We start from the raw sequence: 17752 nt of genomic DNA, 5'->3' as shown, positions 1-17752 counted from the left end.
ATCTTGTCGTCCCTTGCGGGGAGGGGACAGGGGTGGGGGGCGGCTCGCGCCGGCGGAGAGGTTGATCGCCTAAGTCACTCAGCCCGGCTGCTCCGTGGTGCACACCGTCGCCCCGCACGCCCGCATATTGGCGATGCGCTGCTTCAGGGCGTCGAGGCCGATGGCGCCGGGGATGATCTCGTCGCCGATGATGAAGGTCGGGGTGCCGGTGATCTTCAGCCGGTCGGCGATGCGGTAGCTTTCCTCGATCACCTTGTCGACTCTCGGCGTCGCCATGCCCATCTCGAGGGTGATGGGGTTGAGCCCGAGGTCCGCCGCAGCCTTCAGCGCCGCCGCCTTGTCGACCTGGCCGCGGCTGGTGAACAGCGCCTGGTGGAAGGCCCAGTAGTCGACATCGGCGTCAGCCACCTGCGCGGCGATGCGCGCGGCATCCACCGAGCCCTGCGACAGGATCGGGAACTCCTTGAGCACCACCTTGAGGTTCTTGTCGCTGTCGAGCAGCGCCGCGAGATCGGGCAGGGCCTGCCGGCAATAGCCGCAATTATAGTCGAACATCTCGACCAGCGTGACGTCGCCATTGGGGTTGCCGAGCACGATGCCGTTCTCGGACTCGAAGATCGCGGGCTTGAGCTCGACCATCGCGGTGCGCGTCGCGGCCATGCGCTCGGCGGTCAGTTCGGCATCGAGGGCGGCGGAAACCTTCTGCAGGATGCGCGGATTGCCGAGCAGGTATTTCTCGATCATCGGATCGATGGCCGACTGCTCGAGCGCCGCCACCGGTTGCGGGGTGTCCTGCTTGGGTTGCTTGGCGATCAGGTCGGCGACGATGGTTTCGACCGCCGAAGCGGTGAGGCCTGGCTCCGGCTTGGCCTTCGCCACCACGTTCTCGGCGATGGCCGTGACGGCAGCTTCATCGAGCTTCGGCGCCGACAGCAGCGTCGCGCCGAGCCCGCCCGCCAGCACACCGACGGCAAGCACGAGGATGGTGGTGAGGCGAGACATGCGAACTCCGGAACGACCCTGTTGCGGTCCTGTCTAGCAGACCAGGCCGATTATGCCATGCTGCGCCGCCCGGACCGAACGCCGCGGCTTCAATTCTAGTTGAGGCGGCGCGGCAATTCCCGTAGCCAAGGCGCCATGCAGACCGACGAAAAACTCACCGGCCTGAGGCCGTTCTACGTGATGGAAGTCACCGCGCGCTCCAAGCTCGTCGAAGCGAGCGGTCGCAGCGTGATGCACATGGAATCGGGCGAGCCGGGTGCGCCGCCGGCGCCGCGGGTGCGCGAGGCCGTTGCCGCCGCGCTGGAACTGCCGCAGCACTACACCCATTCGGCCGGGCAGATCGAACTGCGCCGCGCCCTGGTCGACTATTATGGTTCGCAACACGGCGCGACGGTCGATCCCGAGAGCATCGTCGTGACCATGGGCTCGTCTTCGGGCTTCATCCTCGCCTTCCTCGGGGCATTCGGGCCTGGTGCGAAGATCGCGGTGACCCGTCCCGGTTACCCGGCCTACCTCAACACGCTCGATGCCCTCGGCATGCAGGCGGTCGAGATCCCGGTGACGGCCGCCGCCGGCTGGCGGCTCAGCGCCGCCGATGTCGAGGCGGCCTATGCCCGCGAAAAGTTCGATGGCCTGCTGTTCGCCTCGCCGGCCAACCCGACCGGCGCCGCGGTGACGCGCGAGGCGCTGAAGGAGATCGTCGAGGTCTGCGCCCGGCTCGGCGTGCAGTTCATTTCCGACGAGATCTACCACGGGCTCGACTACCGGGCGCCGTCGGTTTCGGCACTCGAGTTCACTGACGACGCCATCATCATCAACAGCTTTTCAAAGTACTACTGCATGACTGGCTGGCGCATCGGCTGGATGGTGCTGCCCGAGCGGTTCAACCGCCGCACCAACATCCTGCAGCAGAACCTGTTCATCGCTGCCCCGACCCTCAGCCAGATCGCCGGCCGGGTGGCGCTCGGCGAGCGGGACTATTCCGAGCAGCAGAAGGCTCAGTACGCGGTGAACCGGCACGTGCTGGCCGAGGGGCTGGCGCAGTTCGGTCTTGCCTCCGCCAACGAGGGCGACGGCGCGTTTTACGCCTATGTCGATTTTTCCCGCTTCACCAATGACTCGCTCAGCTTCTGCATGCAGATGCTCGACGCGGTCGGGGTGGCGGCAACGCCTGGCATCGACTTCGACCGGCTCAACGGCAACCGCTTCGTGCGCTTCTCCTATGCCGGAACGCGGGCGACGATCGACGAAGGGCTGAACCGGATCGAGAGGTTCTTGAGGGGGCGCTAAGGCTATGACCGGGCTGGTGATTCCTCCGATCGAGACGGTGCGGCTGCGCTTGCGTCCGCCGGCCCTCGCGGATTTTCCCGCGTTCGAGCAGATCATGATGTCGGACCGGGCCAGGTATATGGGCGGGCCATTCGACCGCTGGGGCGCCTGGGGCATGTTCTGCCACGACATCGCCAGTTGGGACCTCTTCGGGCATGGCGGGCTGATGGTGGTCCGGCACGACGGCGTGTGCGTCGGCGAAGTGAGCATCAACCACGGCCCGCTGTTTCCCGAGAAGGAACTGGGCTGGATGCTCTATGACGGCTTTGAGGGGAAAGGATACGCGACAGAAGCCGCAGCGGCATTCCGCGACTGGGCCTTTGCGACGCTGCGGCTGCCGAGCCTCGTCAGCTATTTCGATCCGGCCAACACCCGCTCGATCGCCGTGGCCGTGCGCCTCGGTGCGGTGCGGGACGACGATGCCCCGCGCCAGGACGCAGAAGATCTGGTCTACCGCCACCACCGGCCCGTCTGAGCGAGCCGGCGTTTCGGCTGTCGTTATTGAGCCCCTCTCCTCGGGGCGTTACCGCGGTCCCCGAGGGACGAGTGGTCCCTGCGAACATCGCGCGCGCTGCATCCCTCCCCGTCACGGGCAGGGCTATCGCATATAGAGCACTGACAGTAGTTGGAGTGCCTTCTCCCCTTGTGGGAGAAGGTGGCCGAAGGCCGGATGAGGGGTTCTCCTTCGTTGCGCGGACCCCTCATCCGCCCTTCGGGCACCTTCTCCCACAAGGGGAGAAGGCAAGAGGTGCCCAGCGCCGTCATATGCGATAGCCCTGCCGTCACGGGGAGGGTGCCGGCCGGTGCTTGTGGCTACGTCTGGCCACAACCTCGATGCCCACCTCCCCCTTGACGGGGGAGGCAAGCGCAGCTTGGGAGCGCAGCGAGGCTAGCGCAGCTCGGAGGGGGTGTGCCGACGCCACGGTACTTGTGGCTGCGCCTCCATCAGCTTTGCTGGTGATGCTCCCAGTGAAACCGCCCTAACGCGGATTATCCGCCAGCACGAACGGGCGCAGCCGGTGGCCATCAAGATCCTCGACCACGAAGGTGAAGCCGAAATCCATCTCGGTCGGCGCCTGCAGCACCTTCAGCCCCAGCTTGCTCCACTCTTCGAAGGTAGCGCGGACCGCGTCCTGGCTGTCTTCGCTGAACGAGATCTCGACCCCGCCGGCGGCGTTCGGCCTAGGCTCCATCTCGTCGGCCAGCCACAGGCCGATCTTCAACCCAGTGGGCAGCACGTAGAGCACGAAGGTCGGGGCTTTCTCCACCGGCTCGCGACCGAGCAGCTTGCTGTAAAGCTCAGCGCTCCGCAGCGGGTCGCGGACGGCGAGGAGCAGGTAGTTGAGGGTGCGCATGGGAGGTCTCCGTTGTTGATGGAGACCGTCTAGCCGGCAGCACTGACAGTTTCCGGCAGTGGTCGATTTCCCGCTGCTCAGCGAACCGGAATACCCTCGCGCTCGCGCCACTCCTTCAGCATGGCGGCGCGTCGGCGCGGGTAACGCTCAGCCAGGATCTCCATGCGGTCGATACGATCGAGCCGAAAATGCCGATAGTCGGTGCGCAGTTCGCACCAGCCGATGACCACACGCACCCGGTCGAAGAAGCCGATGGCAAACGGCCAGATGGTGCGCTCGGTCGCCGTGCCGCCGGCATTGCGATAGGCGATCACCAGCTTCTTCTGCTCGCGGATGGCGAGGCGGATGGCCGAGAGGTCGACCTGCGCCGGGATCACCTCGCCGCCGCCGACCAGGAGGTTCGAGCCGTCGACGCTGTCGCGCAACTCGCTCGGCAGCACCGCGGTGATCTTGCTCAGGGCATTGGCTGCCGCATCGCCCAGCCGCGGATCCTCGGCGCGACGGGCTACCCAGCGCGAACCGAGCACCAGCGCCTCGATCTCGTCAGCCGAGAACATCAGCGGCGGTAGCGTGAAGCCAGGCCGGAGCACATAGCCAAGTCCGGGTTCGCCCTGGATATCGGCGCCCTGCGCCTGCAGCGTCGCGATATCGCGGTAGAGCGTGCGGATCGAGATGCCGAGTTCATCGGCAAGGGCAGGGCCGGTCACCGGCGCCCGATGGCGGCGCAGCAACTGGATCAGGTCGAGCAGGCGTTCGGTGCGGGACATGCGCCTCAGATATCAGATTGACGGCGGAGCGGCGTCGACTTCCAGACGCTGCCATTTTTCAGCAAGATCAGTCGAGCGTACCTTCCGGCACGTTGGCAGAGTGATCGCGCCACAGGAGGGCAGGATGACGACGCGGCAAGCGGCCCATGACGCGCGCATGAAACGGGTGTTGAGCTACATCGACCAGCATCTTGAGGACGATCTTGGCCTCGATGCGCTGAGTGCCGTTGCGGCCTTGTCGAAGTACCATTTCCATCGCCAGTTCAGGGCATCCTTCGGCATCTCCGTGCATCGCTATGTCCAACTGGTCCGCATGAAACGAGCGGGACAAGTGCTGGCGTTCACGCAGGGGGCGAGCGTAACCGAGGCCGCACTGGATGTCGGCTACACTGCCCCCGATGCCTTTGCCCGCGTATTTCGGGAACGGTTGGGACAAACCCCTTCCGCATTCCGGGATACTCCCAACTGGGAGGAGTGGCTTGCCGGTCTGTGGCCAATGACCAACGCCAGGAGCAGGCTCATGAAAACGAAGTACTCGTTGGACGACGTTCACACCGTGGACGTGCCGGAAACACCCGTCGCGGTCCTGCAGCACCGAGGCAACCCGGCCCTGGTCGGTGCGACCATCCAGAAGTTCATCGGCTGGCGACGCGCAGTAGGTCTGAAGGCGGCTGCGAGTCAGACCTACAATGTCTTTCATTCGGATTCCGAGATCACGCCGGCGGACGAGTTCCGCGTCGACATCTGTGCCGCGACGGACCGAACAATCGAACCAAACGAGCAGGGCGTGGAGGCCGGTGTTATCCCGGCCGGACGTTGTGCGGTGCTGCGAGCCATCGGCAGCGAGAATGTCGAGCCGGCGATCGAGTTCCTGTATCGCGACTGGTTACCGTCAAGCGGTGAAACCCTGCGGGATTTTCCGCTCTACTGTGAGCGGGTGAGCGTTGTTCCGGTCGTTGCCGAACACGAGGTCGTCACCGACATCTTCCTGCCGCTGGCCATGACAAGCCATATCGAGGCGCGAGACCGGCGCTTGAGGCGAGCCTGCAACGAGAAAGGGCGGGAGATGATCCCGCCCTTTTCGATTCTGCATGTGTGCTTTCGCTTAGCCGCCGAGGCCCAGGCGGCGCTGCCACCAGCCGGCCTTCTTCGGCTTGGCGTCTTCCGCCGGCTGCTCTTCAGCGGCCGGGGCGGTCGAACTCACGACGATCTCGCCTTCCGGGATGACCTTCTTGGCGCGACGGCGCGGTGCGGCCTCGGGCTCCGGCGCGGGAGCCGCGGCAGCTTCGGCGACGGTTTCCGCCGGCGCAGCTTCGGCAGCCACGGCCTCAGCCGGCGCGGCCTTGGGCTTGCGGGCCCGCGACGGCTTGGGCTTCGGAGCATCCTCGGTGACGGCTTCCGGCTCGGCAGCCGGCGCGGCCTTGGGAGCAGCCTTCTTTGCCCCCCGAGCGGGCTTCTTTGCGACCACGGGAGCATCCGCGACTACGGGTGCTGACGCTTCTGCGACCTCGGGAGCAGCTTGCGCTGCAACCACCGGAGCAGACTCCTCTGCCACAGGCTCGGGCTTCTTGCGGCGACCACGCTTCGGCTTTTCGGCCGGCGCTTCGTCGGCTGCCACCGAACCGGCCGCGCTGGCCGGCGCTTCGGCAACCACTGCCACGGCCGGCGCGTCGGCTGCAGCGACGGCTTCTTCCGAACTCGGCTCGGCCGTCACGCCATCACGCTGCTCGCCACCCTCGCCATCGCGACGGTTGCGACGACCGCCACGACGACCGCGGCGGCGGCGACGACGCGGCTCGCCGTCTTCACCGACGGCACCTTCACCCGCCTGGCGCGGCGCCTCATCGCCTTCACCGTCCTCGGACTCGTCGTCCGATGCGGCCTCGACGGGCTGGCGCGGCTGCTGCTGTTGCTGGCCACCCTGCGGACGATCCTCGCGATCGCCACCACGACGGCGACGACGACGACGACGGCCGGAGCGTTCGCCACCTTCTTCGGTCCGCGCCTGACGCTCGCCACCACCGGTAGCGGCTTCTTCTTCCTCCTCGTCGTCCTCATCCTCGATCAACGCGTCGGCCGCTTCGGCCTCGGCGTCGATGATCGTGGTGGTGTCGACGCGGACGTGCGTGCCGGCAGGCTCGCTGCGGTCGAGTACGCGGGCCTCGCCACGTTCGATGGCGAAGTGCGAGGGACCGACATGGTCATCGGCGACGATGGTGATCGAGAGGCCATACTTGGCCTCGAGGTTGTTCAGCGTGCCGCGCTTGGTATTGAGGATGTAGAGCGCCACATCGGTCGGTACCCGCACATTGATCGACTGGCCAGGCTTGCGCAGCACGTGGTCTTCCACGTTGCGCATCACCATCAGCGCCAGGCTCTCCACCGAGCGGACAAGGCCGGTGCCCTGGCAGGTCGGGCACTTGTGCGTCGAGCTTTCGACCACGCCAAAGCGGATACGCTGACGGCTCATCTCGAGCAGGCCGAAATGGCTGATACGGCCGACCTGGATGCGGGCCCGGTCGTTCTTCAGGCATTCCTTGAGCTTGCGCTCCACCGCCCGGTTCGAGCGGTTCTCCACCATGTCGATGAAGTCGATGACGATCAGGCCGGCCAGATCGCGCAACCTCAGCTGGCGGGAGACTTCCTCCGCCGCCTCGAGGTTGGTCTGCAGCGCCGTGTCCTCGATATTGTGTTCCTTGGTGGCGCGGCCGGAGTTCACGTCGATCGAGACCAAGGCCTCGGTCGGGTTGATCACCAGATAGCCGCCCGACGGCAGGGTGACCTGCGGCGAGAACATCTGGTCGAGCTGACCTTCGACGTTGAACTTGCTGAACAGCGGCGCGTCATCCTTGTAGAGCTGCACGTTCTTGGCGTGGCTCGGCATGATCATGCGCATGAAGTCTTTGGCTTCGCGGTAGGCGTCGTCGCCCGCCACGAACAGCTCATCGATATCCTTGTTGTAAAGGTCGCGGATGGTCCGCTTGATCAACGAGCCTTCCTCGTAGACGAGGCAGGGGGCCTGCGACTTGAGCGTCAGCGAGCGGACGTTCTCCCACAGCCGCTGCAGGTACTCGAAGTCGCGCTTCACCTCGGCCTTGGTGCGGCTGGCGCCGGCCGTGCGCAGGATGATCCCCTGGCCCTGCGGCACTTCAAGATCCCCGACGATGTCCTTGAGACGCTTACGGTCTGCAGCGTTGGTGATCTTACGGGAAATCCCGCCGCCACGCGCGGTATTGGGCATCAGCACCGAATAGCGGCCGGCGAGCGACAGGTAGGTGGTGAGAGCCGCGCCCTTGTTGCCGCGCTCTTCCTTGACCACCTGCACCAGCATCACCTGCCGGCGCTTGATCACTTCCTGGATCTTGTACTGGTGGCGGCGCTGCGACGGACGACGGCGTTCCTGCACGTCTTCCAGCGCATCCGAACCACCGACGCTTTCGACCGGCTCGTTGCTGGTCGGCGCCTGCTCGATGTGGCTGTGTTCTTCATCGCCCTCGGCGTCGTCATGCTCCGACGAAACCTCGGCTGGCGCGGCGGCATTGGCCGCGGCGTGCTCGTGTTCGTGCTCGTCGTCGTCATGCGCCTCGTCGCGCAGCAGCGCTTCGCGGTCGGCAATGGGGATCTGGTAATAGTCGGGATGGATTTCCGAGAAGGCGAGGAAGCCGTGGCGGTTGCCGCCATACTCGATGAAAGCCGCCTGGAGCGAGGGCTCCACGCGAGTCACCTTGGCGAGGTAGATATTACCCCGCAGCTGCCGCCGCTGGGCGGATTCGAAATCGAACTCTTCGAGCCGGTTCCCGTTAGTGACGACGATCCGTGTTTCTTCCGGGTGGATGGCATCCACCAGCATGCGCTTTGTAGCCATAGACTAAGTCTCCGCGCCGTCGCGCGCCGACACCGATCGACCGGCGAACCGGTCCTCCCGGCGTAGCGCAATGCGAGGCGAATGGTTTTAGGAGGATGGCGCGCGAGGCGCCGGCAAAAGCAACGGCGCGCGCGCCGCCGCGAGACTGGAGAGCGAAGGCAGCCGGGACTTCGACGACAAAAGCGCAACCGCTGTTCGGGATCGCGTCACTCTTTGTCTGCCCGATGGCCATCAGACCTCTTCCTTGAGAACAGGCCAGCGCTAATCAAACCGCCTGTTCTTCGACCCCGAGGGATCGAGATTCTATCGCGAGGCGCCAAATGTGCCGCACTTCAGACCGGGTCACCTCAGGTGATTTCCGATCCGCCGCTGCCGACCACGAGGGCCAGGGGCGCCGATTGCGCCGCTCCGGCATATGGTGGCGGCAGCAGGCCGCCTCAAAGATGGCTTTAGGGTTGTTGCCGCAAATTGGCAACAGGAAACTCAAAACCCATGGGTACGGGCGGCTTCCAGATCGATCACATTATTGCATTGTCGACGCGCCGTGCGTAACGCCGCAGAATCGCCCGAGTGATCTGGCGTCTTGCACCACTCTCAGGGAGCGCTGCTGTCTTGTTGAAATCTGCCGGTTCCGCCGGCCATACCCGCGGATTTGCTGGGTTTGCGGCGATTGTGCTTGTCCTCGTGGCCAGCCTGTTCGCCGCGCACCCGACCTTCGCCCAGCTCGAATCGATCGACGATTACCCCGATGTCATCGATGCGCGTGTCACCGCGACGCCGCAGCGGGCGCGGCTGATCATCGATCTCTCGGGGCCGACCGAGTTTGCCATCGTCTCGCTCGATAAACCCAACCGTATCGCCATCGACGTCAAGGCGTTCGAGCTGAAGATCCTCGCGCCGGCCGACGTTGCGGGCAAGGGCATCGTCACCGGCTATACCGTCGAGATGGCCGAAAAGGGCAGGGCGCGCACCATGCTGACGCTGGCCGAACCGGCCCAGGTGCAGCAGGCCTATATCCTCGATGCGGTCGCCGACCAGCCGGCCCGCCTCGTCGTCGACATCATTGCGGCGACCCCTGAGGAGTTCGCGACCAAGGTCGCCTCCGACCTCGCGGCCTCCATCGCCAACCAGGGCGCCGCTCCCGCCACCATTCCTACCGACCCTGGCACACACGCGCCGATCACTGCCACCCGTCCGCTGGTGGTGCTGGACCCAGGCCATGGCGGCGTCGACAACGGCGCCAGTGCACCCAATGGCACGCACGAGAAAGACATCACTCTCACCTTCGCGCTGCAGTTGCAGAAGGTGCTGATCGATTCCGGCCGCTTCGATGTGGCGCTGACCCGCGAGGATGACACCTATCTGTCGCTCAACGAACGCGTCGATCTTGCCCGCCAGAACAAGGCCGACCTGTTCATCTCGCTGCACGCCGACAGCTTCCAGCAGCCCGAGATCCGCGGCGCCAGCGTCTACACCCGTGACGAGAACGCCACTGACGTGCTCGACAAGGTGCTGGCCGACGGCGAGAACCGCTACGACATCGTCGCCGGCTTCTCGGTACCGCAGGCAACGCCCGCGGTGATGGACATCCTCGTCGATCTTATGCGGCGCGAGATGCGCAAATCGAGCTTCCTCGCCGCCGAGGCCATCGTCCACCAGCTCGAGCCGAGCGTGGCGCTGCGCCGCTTCCCGGTGCGGCAGGCCGATTTCTTCGTATTGCAGGCGCCGGACGTGCCCTCGGTGCTGGTCGAGCTTGGCTTCCTTTCCAATGCCTCCGACATCGCCAACCTGCAGCAGTCCGATTGGCGCGACCGGGTGGTGAACGCCCTGGCTCGCGGCATCGCCGACTATTTCGACAGCACGCAGAAAGCCGCGGTGGCGCCGCAGTGACGTTTTGGGTACGCGTCGCTTCGCAAGTTATTGAAAGGCAAGTTCCCGAAAGGACGCCCTTGTCCACATTTCCGCCCTTGTCTGGTATGATTCCGCAATATTCCGCGCCGCATCCGATCGGACCCATGGCGCCCGCTCCAAGGTTCACGATCTGATGCTCAGACTTCTCGGCTGGCTCTTCGGTTTCGGCGTGTTCTGCGCCCTGGGTGCCGTTGCGGTTGGCGCCGTCTATCTCAACCAGCTGAATGCGACGCTGCCCGATTACACCGTGCTGAAGGACTATCAGCCGCCGGTGACGACGCGCGTGCACGCCGCGGACGGGACGCTCCTGGCCGAATATGCGCGGGAGCGCCGGCTGTTCCAGCCGATCGAAACCATCCCGCCGCTGATCATCAACGCCTTCATCTCGGCCGAAGACAAAGACTTCTATACCCACTCGGGTATCGCCGTGGACGGCGTGGTCCGCGCCCTTCGCGACAACATCATGGCGCGCGTCGAGGGCAATGACTCGATCCAGGGGGGCGGCTCGACCATTACCCAGCAGGTGGCGAAGAACTTCCTTCTCACTTCCGAGCAGACCTGGGACCGCAAGATCCAGGAAGCCATCCTGGCGCTGCGCATCGAGTCGACCTTCTCGAAGAACAAGATCCTCGAGCTCTACGTCAACGAGATATTCCTCGGGCTCAATTCCTATGGCGTGGCCGCGGCGGCGCTCAACTATTTCGACAAGGCCCTCTACGAGCTGACGCTCAGCGAGGCCGCCTATCTCGCGGCACTCCCTAAGGGCCCGAACAACTACCACCCGTTCCGCCGCCCCAAGCAGGCCATCGAACGCCGCAACTGGGTGATCGACCGCATGGTCGAGAATGGCTACGTGACGGCCGAGGAGGCTGCCAAGGCCAAGGAGGAGCCGCTCAACGTCAAGCCGCGCACCTCCGGCAGCCAGCTGTTCTCGGCCGAGTATTTTACCGAGGAAGTGCGCCGCCAGCTCGGCAAGCTCTATGGCGAAGCCGAGCTCTATGGCGGCGGGCTCAGCGTCCGCACCACGCTCGACCCGCATCTGCAGGATTATGCGCGCCGTGCCCTGATGGATGGGCTGATCCACTATGATCACGGTGAAGGTTTCCGCGGTCCCATCGCCAGCGTCGATATCAGTTCGGACTGGGGCGCCGCGGTCAACGCCGTCAAGCCGCTCAGCGACGTGCCGGAATGGACCCTCGCCGTCGTCCTTGAGATGGGCGACAACGAAGGCCGCATCGGCATTCGTCCCGCCACCGATATCGAAGGCAAGGTCTCGGCCGAACGCGTCACCGGCACGATTGCAGGCCCAGATATCAAGTGGGTGAGCAAGAAACTCGGCTCGATTTTGAAGCCCGGAGACGTGATTTATGTCTCGAAGCTCGCCGACCGCGAGGGCGCCTACACCTTGGAGCAGGTGCCCGAGCTAGAAGGCGCGCTCGTCGCCATGGATCCGCGCACCGGTCGCGTGCTCGCCATGGTCGGCGGCTTCTCCTACGCCGAGTCCGAGTTCAACCGCGCCACCCAGGCGATGCGCCAGCCCGGCTCCTCGTTCAAGCCGATCGTCTATTCGGCGGCGCTCGATAACGGCTACACCCCGGCCTCGGTGGTGCTCGACGCCCCGATCGAAATCGTCAATGGCGACGGCTCGGTCTGGCGGCCGGAGAACTACGCCCAGGAATTCTATGGTCCGCAGACGCTGCGCCGCGGCATCGAGCGCTCGCGTAACGTCATGACCGTGCGTCTCGCCAAGGATCTCGGCATGCCGCTGATCTCGGACTATGCCAAGATGTTCGGCATCTATGACGAGCTGAACCCGGTGCTGGCCATGGCGCTCGGCGCCGGCGAAACCACCGATATGCGGATGACCGCTGCCTACGCCACCATCGCCAATGGCGGCCGTCGGATCGTGCCGACACTGATCGACCGAATCCAGGACCGTTACGGCAAGACCATCTACCGCCACGATGAGCGCGTCTGCGACGGCTGCGCCGCCGAAACCTGGAACCAGCAGGGCGAGCCGCTGATCATCGACAATCGCGAGCAGGTGCTCGACCCGATGACCGCCTACCAGATCACCTCGATGATGGAAGGCGTGGTGCAGCGCGGTACCGGCACCGGCGCCAAGAGCCTCGGCCGTCCGGTCGCCGGCAAGACCGGCACCTCGAACGACTACAAGGACGCCTGGTTCATCGGCTTCACCCCCGAGCTGGCGGTTGGCGTCTATGTCGGCTTCGATACGCCGCGCAACATGGGCCGCCAGTCGACGGGCGGCGAGATGGCCGTGCCGATCTTCACCGAGTTCGTCTCCAAGGCCCTGAAGGGCAAGCCGCCGACCCCGTTCAACATGCCCGGCGGCATGGCTCAGGTGTGGATCGATCCGGGCACCGGCGTGAAGGCCAATGGTGGCGACCAGGCGATCTACGAGGCGTTCAAGCCGGGCACCGGCCCGAACCTCGTCACCTCGGTGATCGGCGTCGACTCCAACGCCTTCCAGGCCATCCAGGCCGGCCAGGATCCGGCCGCGACCGACATGACGCTGGGCCGCGGCGGGCTGTTCTAGCCCGATGATCGTCGGCTATCCCGATCCGCGGCTCACCCGCAAGGCCGAGCCGCGGCTGCTGGATGACAGCCTCAGGGCCATCGGCAACCGCCTGCTTGAGGCGCCGCGCGCCGCCAATGCTTATGGCCTCGCCGCCGTCCATATCGGCGCCGTCGCCCCGGTCGTGGTGATCAGCGCCGACGAGGACCCGGCAAAGCGCGACTACCTCGTGCTCTACAATCCCGCAATCGTCTCCACCGACGGCCCCAGCATTCCCGGCCCCGAAGGCTCGGTGTCGATGCCCGGCGTCGAGGTGGAGATCACTCGCCCTTACGCCGCGGAAATCGCCTGGGACGACGAAACCGGCGCCCGCCAGCAGCGCCGCTTCGAAGGCTTGCCGGCCCGCATCGCGCAGCACGAGATCGACCAGGTGAACGGCACCTTCTTCCTCGAGCGCCAGTCTCGGTTGAAGCGGGACATGGTGCTCAAGAAGTGGAAGAAGCGGGGTGGGGAGTAGGCTCGGCAGCGCCACGGATTTCAAACACGGCGCACTGCATCGTTCGTCGCGCCAAAAGCGGCTTAGGCGGGCGTCCTCCGGTTGCGTCAATCGATGCGAGCCAACAGCTGAGCTGGGTCCCTAAAGATGGCGCAACATCAATCCCCATCGGGCGTCTCGTAGCCATCCGATCGCAGAATGACGGCGCAGTCGTCAGCTTTGAACCATTTCGTCGACTGGGCAAGGGCGAGTGCGTAGGCATTGTCGTAGCCTGAAGCGGAGGCGCCCACCTCAGACGCGTCGTCGTAGCCGTTGGAACAGTAGGTAACGACGATGAATTGGTCGTCAGGGACCGCGGCCAGCACCGTGCAGGCGTAATCCGGAGATACGAATGCGTTGCACCTCCGCAGCGCCTCCGACTTGGCGTCGTCCTCTGTCGATCTTCCGGTGACGAAAGCGAAATTGCTGTCCCAGGATCCTGCAACCGCCTTCCAGTTAGTCGTGTCCTGCGCCGCAGCATGGCTTCCTATGGCGCATGCCAAAACGAGGCCCAACAGAATTAACAGTGAGCGCATGGTCGTCCTCCCCAGTCCCTGTCAATCCGATCCAGGAAACGAGAGCCTCCTCCTTTTAGACCACGATAGGCAAGTGTATCGGCGCGGTTTGCTTCATCTGCGGAGCCGACAAAAGTACTCCTCCAGCGAACCGGCGGATTGCGCAATTAAGCTTTGAATAGCGGCATGGAGACAGCAAATCGACTAGACGATCGGCAAAAAGACTCATCACTATCCCGATTGGCATTGTGCCGTGGGGGTGAATCATGGAAACCGTCGATCTTAGTACCGGAGCAGTCTCCGAGATATTCTCGGGAGTGGCGGGTCTCCTAAAATTCGGGCCGTTGGGCCTATCTGCGCTGCTCCTTCTATTGGCGATATACGCGCTGAGGCGCGAGAGAATTCCACCAGTGACTGCGCAGTTGCTGCGGCAATTCATGTGGGTGGGAGCTGGCTTAGCGGTGTTCTTCGGGGTCATCGCATTTCTCCCGAGCACCATGACGCCGACCAGTCACATGGTTCACCTGCGGGTCGATCCACTCGAGAGTGATGCGTCAGACCTTCCAGCACCGGTGGCGATCGTCAACAGCGTCAAATACAGCCCGCCATTGAACATCATCGTCGGGCAAGAGGTGACTGCAATCGTGGACGTTACCAAGGCGATGAACGTTGCACGGGCGTCGGTTGCCAAGAGCAACGCGCAAGATGCCGCGCTGGCGCAGATTTCTCGAGATCTGGCCAACGCCTTACCCGCTCTTCAACAGGCGGCCATCCAATCTACCGACGCGTGCCCCGGTGGTGCGCATGGGGTGCCGGCTCAAAGCCAGGGGGCCGTGCTCGCGAACCTCTCGAAGGCCGAGTCTGCGATCACCAGCGCTACGACTCGCATATCGGCGCTTAACTAAGGTGCTGAAATTATTGGTGCCGGCAGCAAGAATCGAACTCGCGACCCACTGATTACAAATCAGTTGCTCTACCAACTGAGCTATGCCGGCCCGACGCGGTCGATAGCACTGGCTGCCGGATGGCGCAAGGCGCGCCGCAGCATGCGCGCCGGGCGGCGACGGCTTGTCTTAGATGTGGCATCCTCGCCGTGCAAATATCCGGCTGGCTGGTGATTCACTGGCGGAGGAGACGCCGTGGGAGGCGAACGAAGCGCATCTGTTCCGGCCCGCATCCTGCCGCGGCACGCCGCCTTCTATTGGGGCGTCGGCGTCGGGCTGGCGGTGTTTGTCGCGTGCCTGCTGCTGTCGCCCAAATATGCGGTCGCCGCCGCCGCCAATGCGATGTTCGTCATCTACCTGCTGCTCGTACGCATCGAGTTTCCCTGCCTCACCGCCGAGTTCCTGCAGCAGCGGCCCGATGACGCCGATTCTCCCGTCGCGGCGATCTTTCTCGTCACCCTCCTCGTGGCGGTTGTGGCAGTGATCTTCCTGTTCCTCGCGCTCAACGATGGGCAGGGCAGGGCCGATCCGCTCGAAATCGCGGTCAGCGTCGTTTCGGTGGTGCTCGGCTGGTTCACGGTGCACACCATGGCGGCGCTGCATTATGCGCACGAGTATTATCGCGATGATCCGGACGAGCAGGGCAAGGTGCTCGCCGGCCTGGCGTTTCCGGGCGACGAGCCGCCCGACGGCGCGGCGTTCCTCTATTTCTCCTATGTGCTCGGGATGACCGCGCAGGTCGCCGATGTCGCGGTGACGTCGCGGGCGATGCGGCGCCTGGTGACCCTGCACGGCGTCGTCTCGTTCTTTTTCAACACGGTCATTGTCGCGGCGACGGTCAACGTTGTCGTGGCGATCGCCGGCAAATGAGGCTGGGCGTCTCCGGCGACCCAGGCAAACAGGTCACTCGCGGCGGGCGGCTGTCCCGGGCGCCAAAACTTCGAAGAGGAAACCGACCATGAAACGAACGCACCTTCTGGCCCTGCCGGTCGCCCTGTCATTGGGCCTGCTGCTCGCTGCCTGCGACAACAACTCGGCACCGCCGCCGGCCAAGCCGGCCGCCGAAGCCCCCGCTGCGCCGGCCGCCACCGCTGATGCGGATAAGGCTGCAGCGGAGCAGAAGGCTGCCGAAGAAAAGGCCGCTGCGGACAAGGCCGCTGCGGACAAGGCGGCTGCAGACAAGGCGGCTGCAGACAAGGCGGCTGCAGACAAGGCGGCTGCGGACAAGGCAGCCGCGGATAAGGCAGCCGCAGACAAGGCAGCCGCAGACAAGGCAGCCGCGGATAAGGCAGCTGCGGACAAGGCGGCTGCGGACAAGGCGGCTGCAGACAAGGCGGCGGCAGATAAGGCCGCTGCAGACAAGGCGGCTGCGGACAAGGCGGCTGCGGACAAGGCAGCTGCGGACAAGGCAGCTGCGGACAAGGCAGCGGCGGATAAGGCAGCTGCGGACAAGGCAGCTGCGGACAAGGCAGCCGCAGATAAGGCAGCCGCAGATAAGGCAGCCGCAGATAAGGCAGCCGCGGATAAGGCAGCCGCAGATAAGGCCGCGGCAGCCACGGCCGCCAAGGCGGAAGCGGACAAGCAAGCGACGGTTGCTGCGGCCGCCGCCAAGGGCAAGGCTGACGCCGAGGCCGCTGTTGCGGCCGCCGCCGAAGCCGCTCCGGCTGCCGCGGCGCCGGCCTCCGCAGAAGCGAAGGGCGCTGCCGATGCTGCTGCTGCTGTTGCCGCGGCTGATGCCGCTCCTGCGGCCAGCGCTACGCCGGCCGAGTCAAAGGGTGCGGCCGATGCTGCCGCTGCCGTTGCCGCGGCTGAGGCGCCGGTGATGACCACCCCGGCCATGGGTATCCTGCCGGCCGATGGCCTGAAGCCGGATACTCGGCTGGCGGCTAATGCCGATCGCAGCGAGATTGGTTATCTCGGCGTCTGGGCGCCGACCTACGATGCCTGCGGCACGGTCGACCAGGCCGGCGGCACCGGCTACGTGGTGATCACCAAGATCTCCGTGCGGCAGGGTAGCGAGATCACGCTCGTGGATGCCGTTCCAGCCACGAACGGCAAGGCAAGCCTCAAGGCGGGCGACAAGACGATCGAGATCGCCCAGGCCGGGACCGACGTGTTGAACGTGAATGGGACCGATCTGGTGCGCTGCACCACGCCGTGAGGTACTGAGGGTCCGCGGGTATCCCCGCGGGCCCTTATGCCCCCGCGCGGCCCGCGGTTACCGCGAACAGTGCGATCGCCGCCGCGTTCGAGACGTTGAGCGATTTGATCGGCCCGGGCATGTCGAGCCGCACCATTTCGTCGCAGAGTTCGCGCGTCCGCTGCCTGAGGCCTTTGCCCTCGGCGCCGAGGACGATCGCCATCGGCGCATCGTCGGTGCGTGGGCGGATCGGAGCAGGGGCCTCCGAATCGAAGCCGATCACCGTCAGCCCGCGCTCCTTGAGCTTCTCGATGGCGTCGCCGAGATTGCGCACCTCGATCATCGGCACCATGTCGAGCGCCCCGGACGCAGCCTTCGCCATGACCCCGGTCTCGCGCGGCGAATGCCGGGCCGTGGTGACCACCGCATCGGCGCCGAAGGCACAGGCCGTTCTGAGGATCGCCCCGACATTATGCGGGTCGGTCAGCTGGTCGAGGATCACCACCAGCCGGGGATTGGGCACATCGTTGAGCCCGAAGCGGCTGACCGCCTCGACTTCCAGCGCCACACCCTGGTGCACGGCGTCCGCACCGAGCAGCCGATCGAGATCCCTGGGCGTCGTTTCGGTGAAGCGCATCTCCACCGGACCGGTCTCCCTGAGGCGCATCAGCGCATTGGGAGTGACCAAGAGGTTCCGCCGTTCGCGCAGGGGATTGTCGAGTGCCGCCCGCACCGTATGCAGCCCATAGAGGTAGACCGGCCCGGTATCCGGGTCGTACTTGGGCTTGGGCGGGAATTTGTTGCGGCTCATAGGGATGCCCTAGCGGTTTTGATGCAGGACAGCAAGGCG

The 17752-nt window shown here is 65.1% G+C and carries 14 protein-coding genes, 1 tRNA gene and 1 pseudogene; 9 read left to right on the top strand and 7 right to left on the bottom strand.

The annotated features are described in order from the left end of the window. Positions 1 to 78 precede the first annotated feature (78 nt). Positions 79 to 1002, bottom strand: coding sequence for a DsbA family protein (locus ASC68_RS09035; protein WP_055878010.1), 924 nt, complete (start codon positions 1000 to 1002; stop codon positions 79 to 81). Positions 1003 to 1137: 135 nt separating this feature from the next. Here ASC68_RS09035 and ASC68_RS09030 point away from each other — a divergent pair, with 135 nt between their 5' ends. Further along, positions 1138 to 2292 (top strand): aminotransferase class I/II-fold pyridoxal phosphate-dependent enzyme, encoded by a 1155-nt coding sequence (locus tag ASC68_RS09030; RefSeq protein ID WP_055878007.1) that lies wholly within the window; start codon positions 1138 to 1140, stop codon positions 2290 to 2292. A gap of 4 nt (positions 2293 to 2296) precedes the next feature. Next, on the top strand, positions 2297 to 2806 hold the full coding sequence (locus ASC68_RS09025) for a GNAT family N-acetyltransferase (protein ID WP_055878004.1): 510 nt from the start codon (positions 2297 to 2299) through the stop codon (positions 2804 to 2806). A 505-nt stretch (positions 2807 to 3311) separates the two neighbouring features. Here the strand turns inward: ASC68_RS09025 and ASC68_RS09020 are convergent. Both ASC68_RS09020 and ASC68_RS09015 read right to left on the bottom strand, forming a co-directional pair. Further along, the gene (locus ASC68_RS09020; protein ID WP_055878003.1) at positions 3312 to 3686 is read right to left on the bottom strand and encodes a VOC family protein; all 375 of its coding nucleotides are present in this window, start codon (positions 3684 to 3686) and stop codon (positions 3312 to 3314) included. A gap of 77 nt (positions 3687 to 3763) precedes the next feature. Continuing rightward, positions 3764 to 4453: a YafY family protein gene (locus tag ASC68_RS09015; RefSeq protein ID WP_055878001.1), complete on the bottom strand. Its 690-nt coding sequence runs from the start codon at positions 4451 to 4453 to the stop codon at positions 3764 to 3766. A 124-nt stretch (positions 4454 to 4577) separates the two neighbouring features. On the opposite strand from ASC68_RS09015, the pseudogene ASC68_RS28270 reads away from it, so the two are divergent. Then, positions 4578 to 5450, top strand: a pseudogene (locus ASC68_RS28270) (AraC family transcriptional regulator); the annotation flags it as partial. 108 nt (positions 5451 to 5558) lie between these two features. On the opposite strand, the gene ASC68_RS09005 reads toward ASC68_RS28270, so the two are convergent. Beyond that, the gene (locus ASC68_RS09005; RefSeq protein WP_055877998.1) at positions 5559 to 8318 is read right to left on the bottom strand and encodes a ribonuclease E/G; all 2760 of its coding nucleotides are present in this window, start codon (positions 8316 to 8318) and stop codon (positions 5559 to 5561) included. A gap of 672 nt (positions 8319 to 8990) precedes the next feature. Between ASC68_RS09005 and ASC68_RS09000 the strand changes: the two genes are divergently transcribed. The 3 genes from ASC68_RS09000 to ASC68_RS08990 all read left to right on the top strand — a co-directional run bounded on the left by ASC68_RS09000 (position 8991) and on the right by ASC68_RS08990 (position 13285). After that, positions 8991 to 10208 (top strand): N-acetylmuramoyl-L-alanine amidase, encoded by a 1218-nt coding sequence (locus tag ASC68_RS09000; protein ID WP_156387294.1) that lies wholly within the window; start codon positions 8991 to 8993, stop codon positions 10206 to 10208. A gap of 154 nt (positions 10209 to 10362) precedes the next feature. Then, a complete protein-coding gene (locus tag ASC68_RS08995) occupies positions 10363 to 12789 on the top strand; it encodes a penicillin-binding protein 1A (RefSeq protein WP_055877994.1) in 2427 nt (808 codons plus the stop codon). A 4-nt stretch (positions 12790 to 12793) separates the two neighbouring features. Beyond that, entirely contained in the window at positions 12794 to 13285 is a 492-nt protein-coding gene (locus tag ASC68_RS08990) for a peptide deformylase (protein WP_055877992.1), read from the top strand. Between the two features lie 137 nt (positions 13286 to 13422). On the opposite strand, the gene ASC68_RS08985 is transcribed toward ASC68_RS08990, so the two are convergent. Further along, entirely contained in the window at positions 13423 to 13839 is a 417-nt protein-coding gene (locus ASC68_RS08985; protein WP_055877991.1) for a DUF4189 domain-containing protein, read from the bottom strand. 245 nt (positions 13840 to 14084) lie between these two features. Between ASC68_RS08985 and ASC68_RS08980 the strand changes: the two genes are divergently transcribed. After that, positions 14085 to 14723, top strand: a complete 639-nt coding sequence (locus tag ASC68_RS08980; protein WP_055877989.1) for a hypothetical protein — start codon at positions 14085 to 14087, stop codon at positions 14721 to 14723. 14 nt (positions 14724 to 14737) lie between these two features. Here the strand turns inward: ASC68_RS08980 and ASC68_RS08975 are convergent. Then, positions 14738 to 14813 (bottom strand) — tRNA-Thr (locus ASC68_RS08975). 144 nt (positions 14814 to 14957) lie between these two features. On the opposite strand from ASC68_RS08975, the gene ASC68_RS08970 reads away from it, so the two are divergent. Continuing rightward, positions 14958 to 15632: a DUF1345 domain-containing protein gene (locus tag ASC68_RS08970; protein ID WP_055877987.1), complete on the top strand. Its 675-nt coding sequence runs from the start codon at positions 14958 to 14960 to the stop codon at positions 15630 to 15632. Between the two features lie 88 nt (positions 15633 to 15720). Further along, positions 15721 to 16923: a hypothetical protein gene (locus ASC68_RS28955; protein ID WP_197421144.1), complete on the top strand. Its 1203-nt coding sequence runs from the start codon at positions 15721 to 15723 to the stop codon at positions 16921 to 16923. Between the two features lie 34 nt (positions 16924 to 16957). Here ASC68_RS28955 and rlmB read toward each other — a convergent pair whose 3' ends face one another. After that, entirely contained in the window at positions 16958 to 17713 is a 756-nt protein-coding gene (gene rlmB / locus ASC68_RS08960) for a 23S rRNA (guanosine(2251)-2'-O)-methyltransferase RlmB (RefSeq protein WP_055877986.1), read from the bottom strand. Positions 17714 to 17752: the final 39 nt, after the last annotated feature.

This window comes from Devosia sp. Root105 (genome assembly GCF_001424865.1).
GTDB lineage: Bacteria > Pseudomonadota > Alphaproteobacteria > Rhizobiales > Devosiaceae > Devosia_A.
Note: the sequence above shows the minus strand (reverse complement) of the source record. Positions and strands in the feature narration are given on the sequence as shown.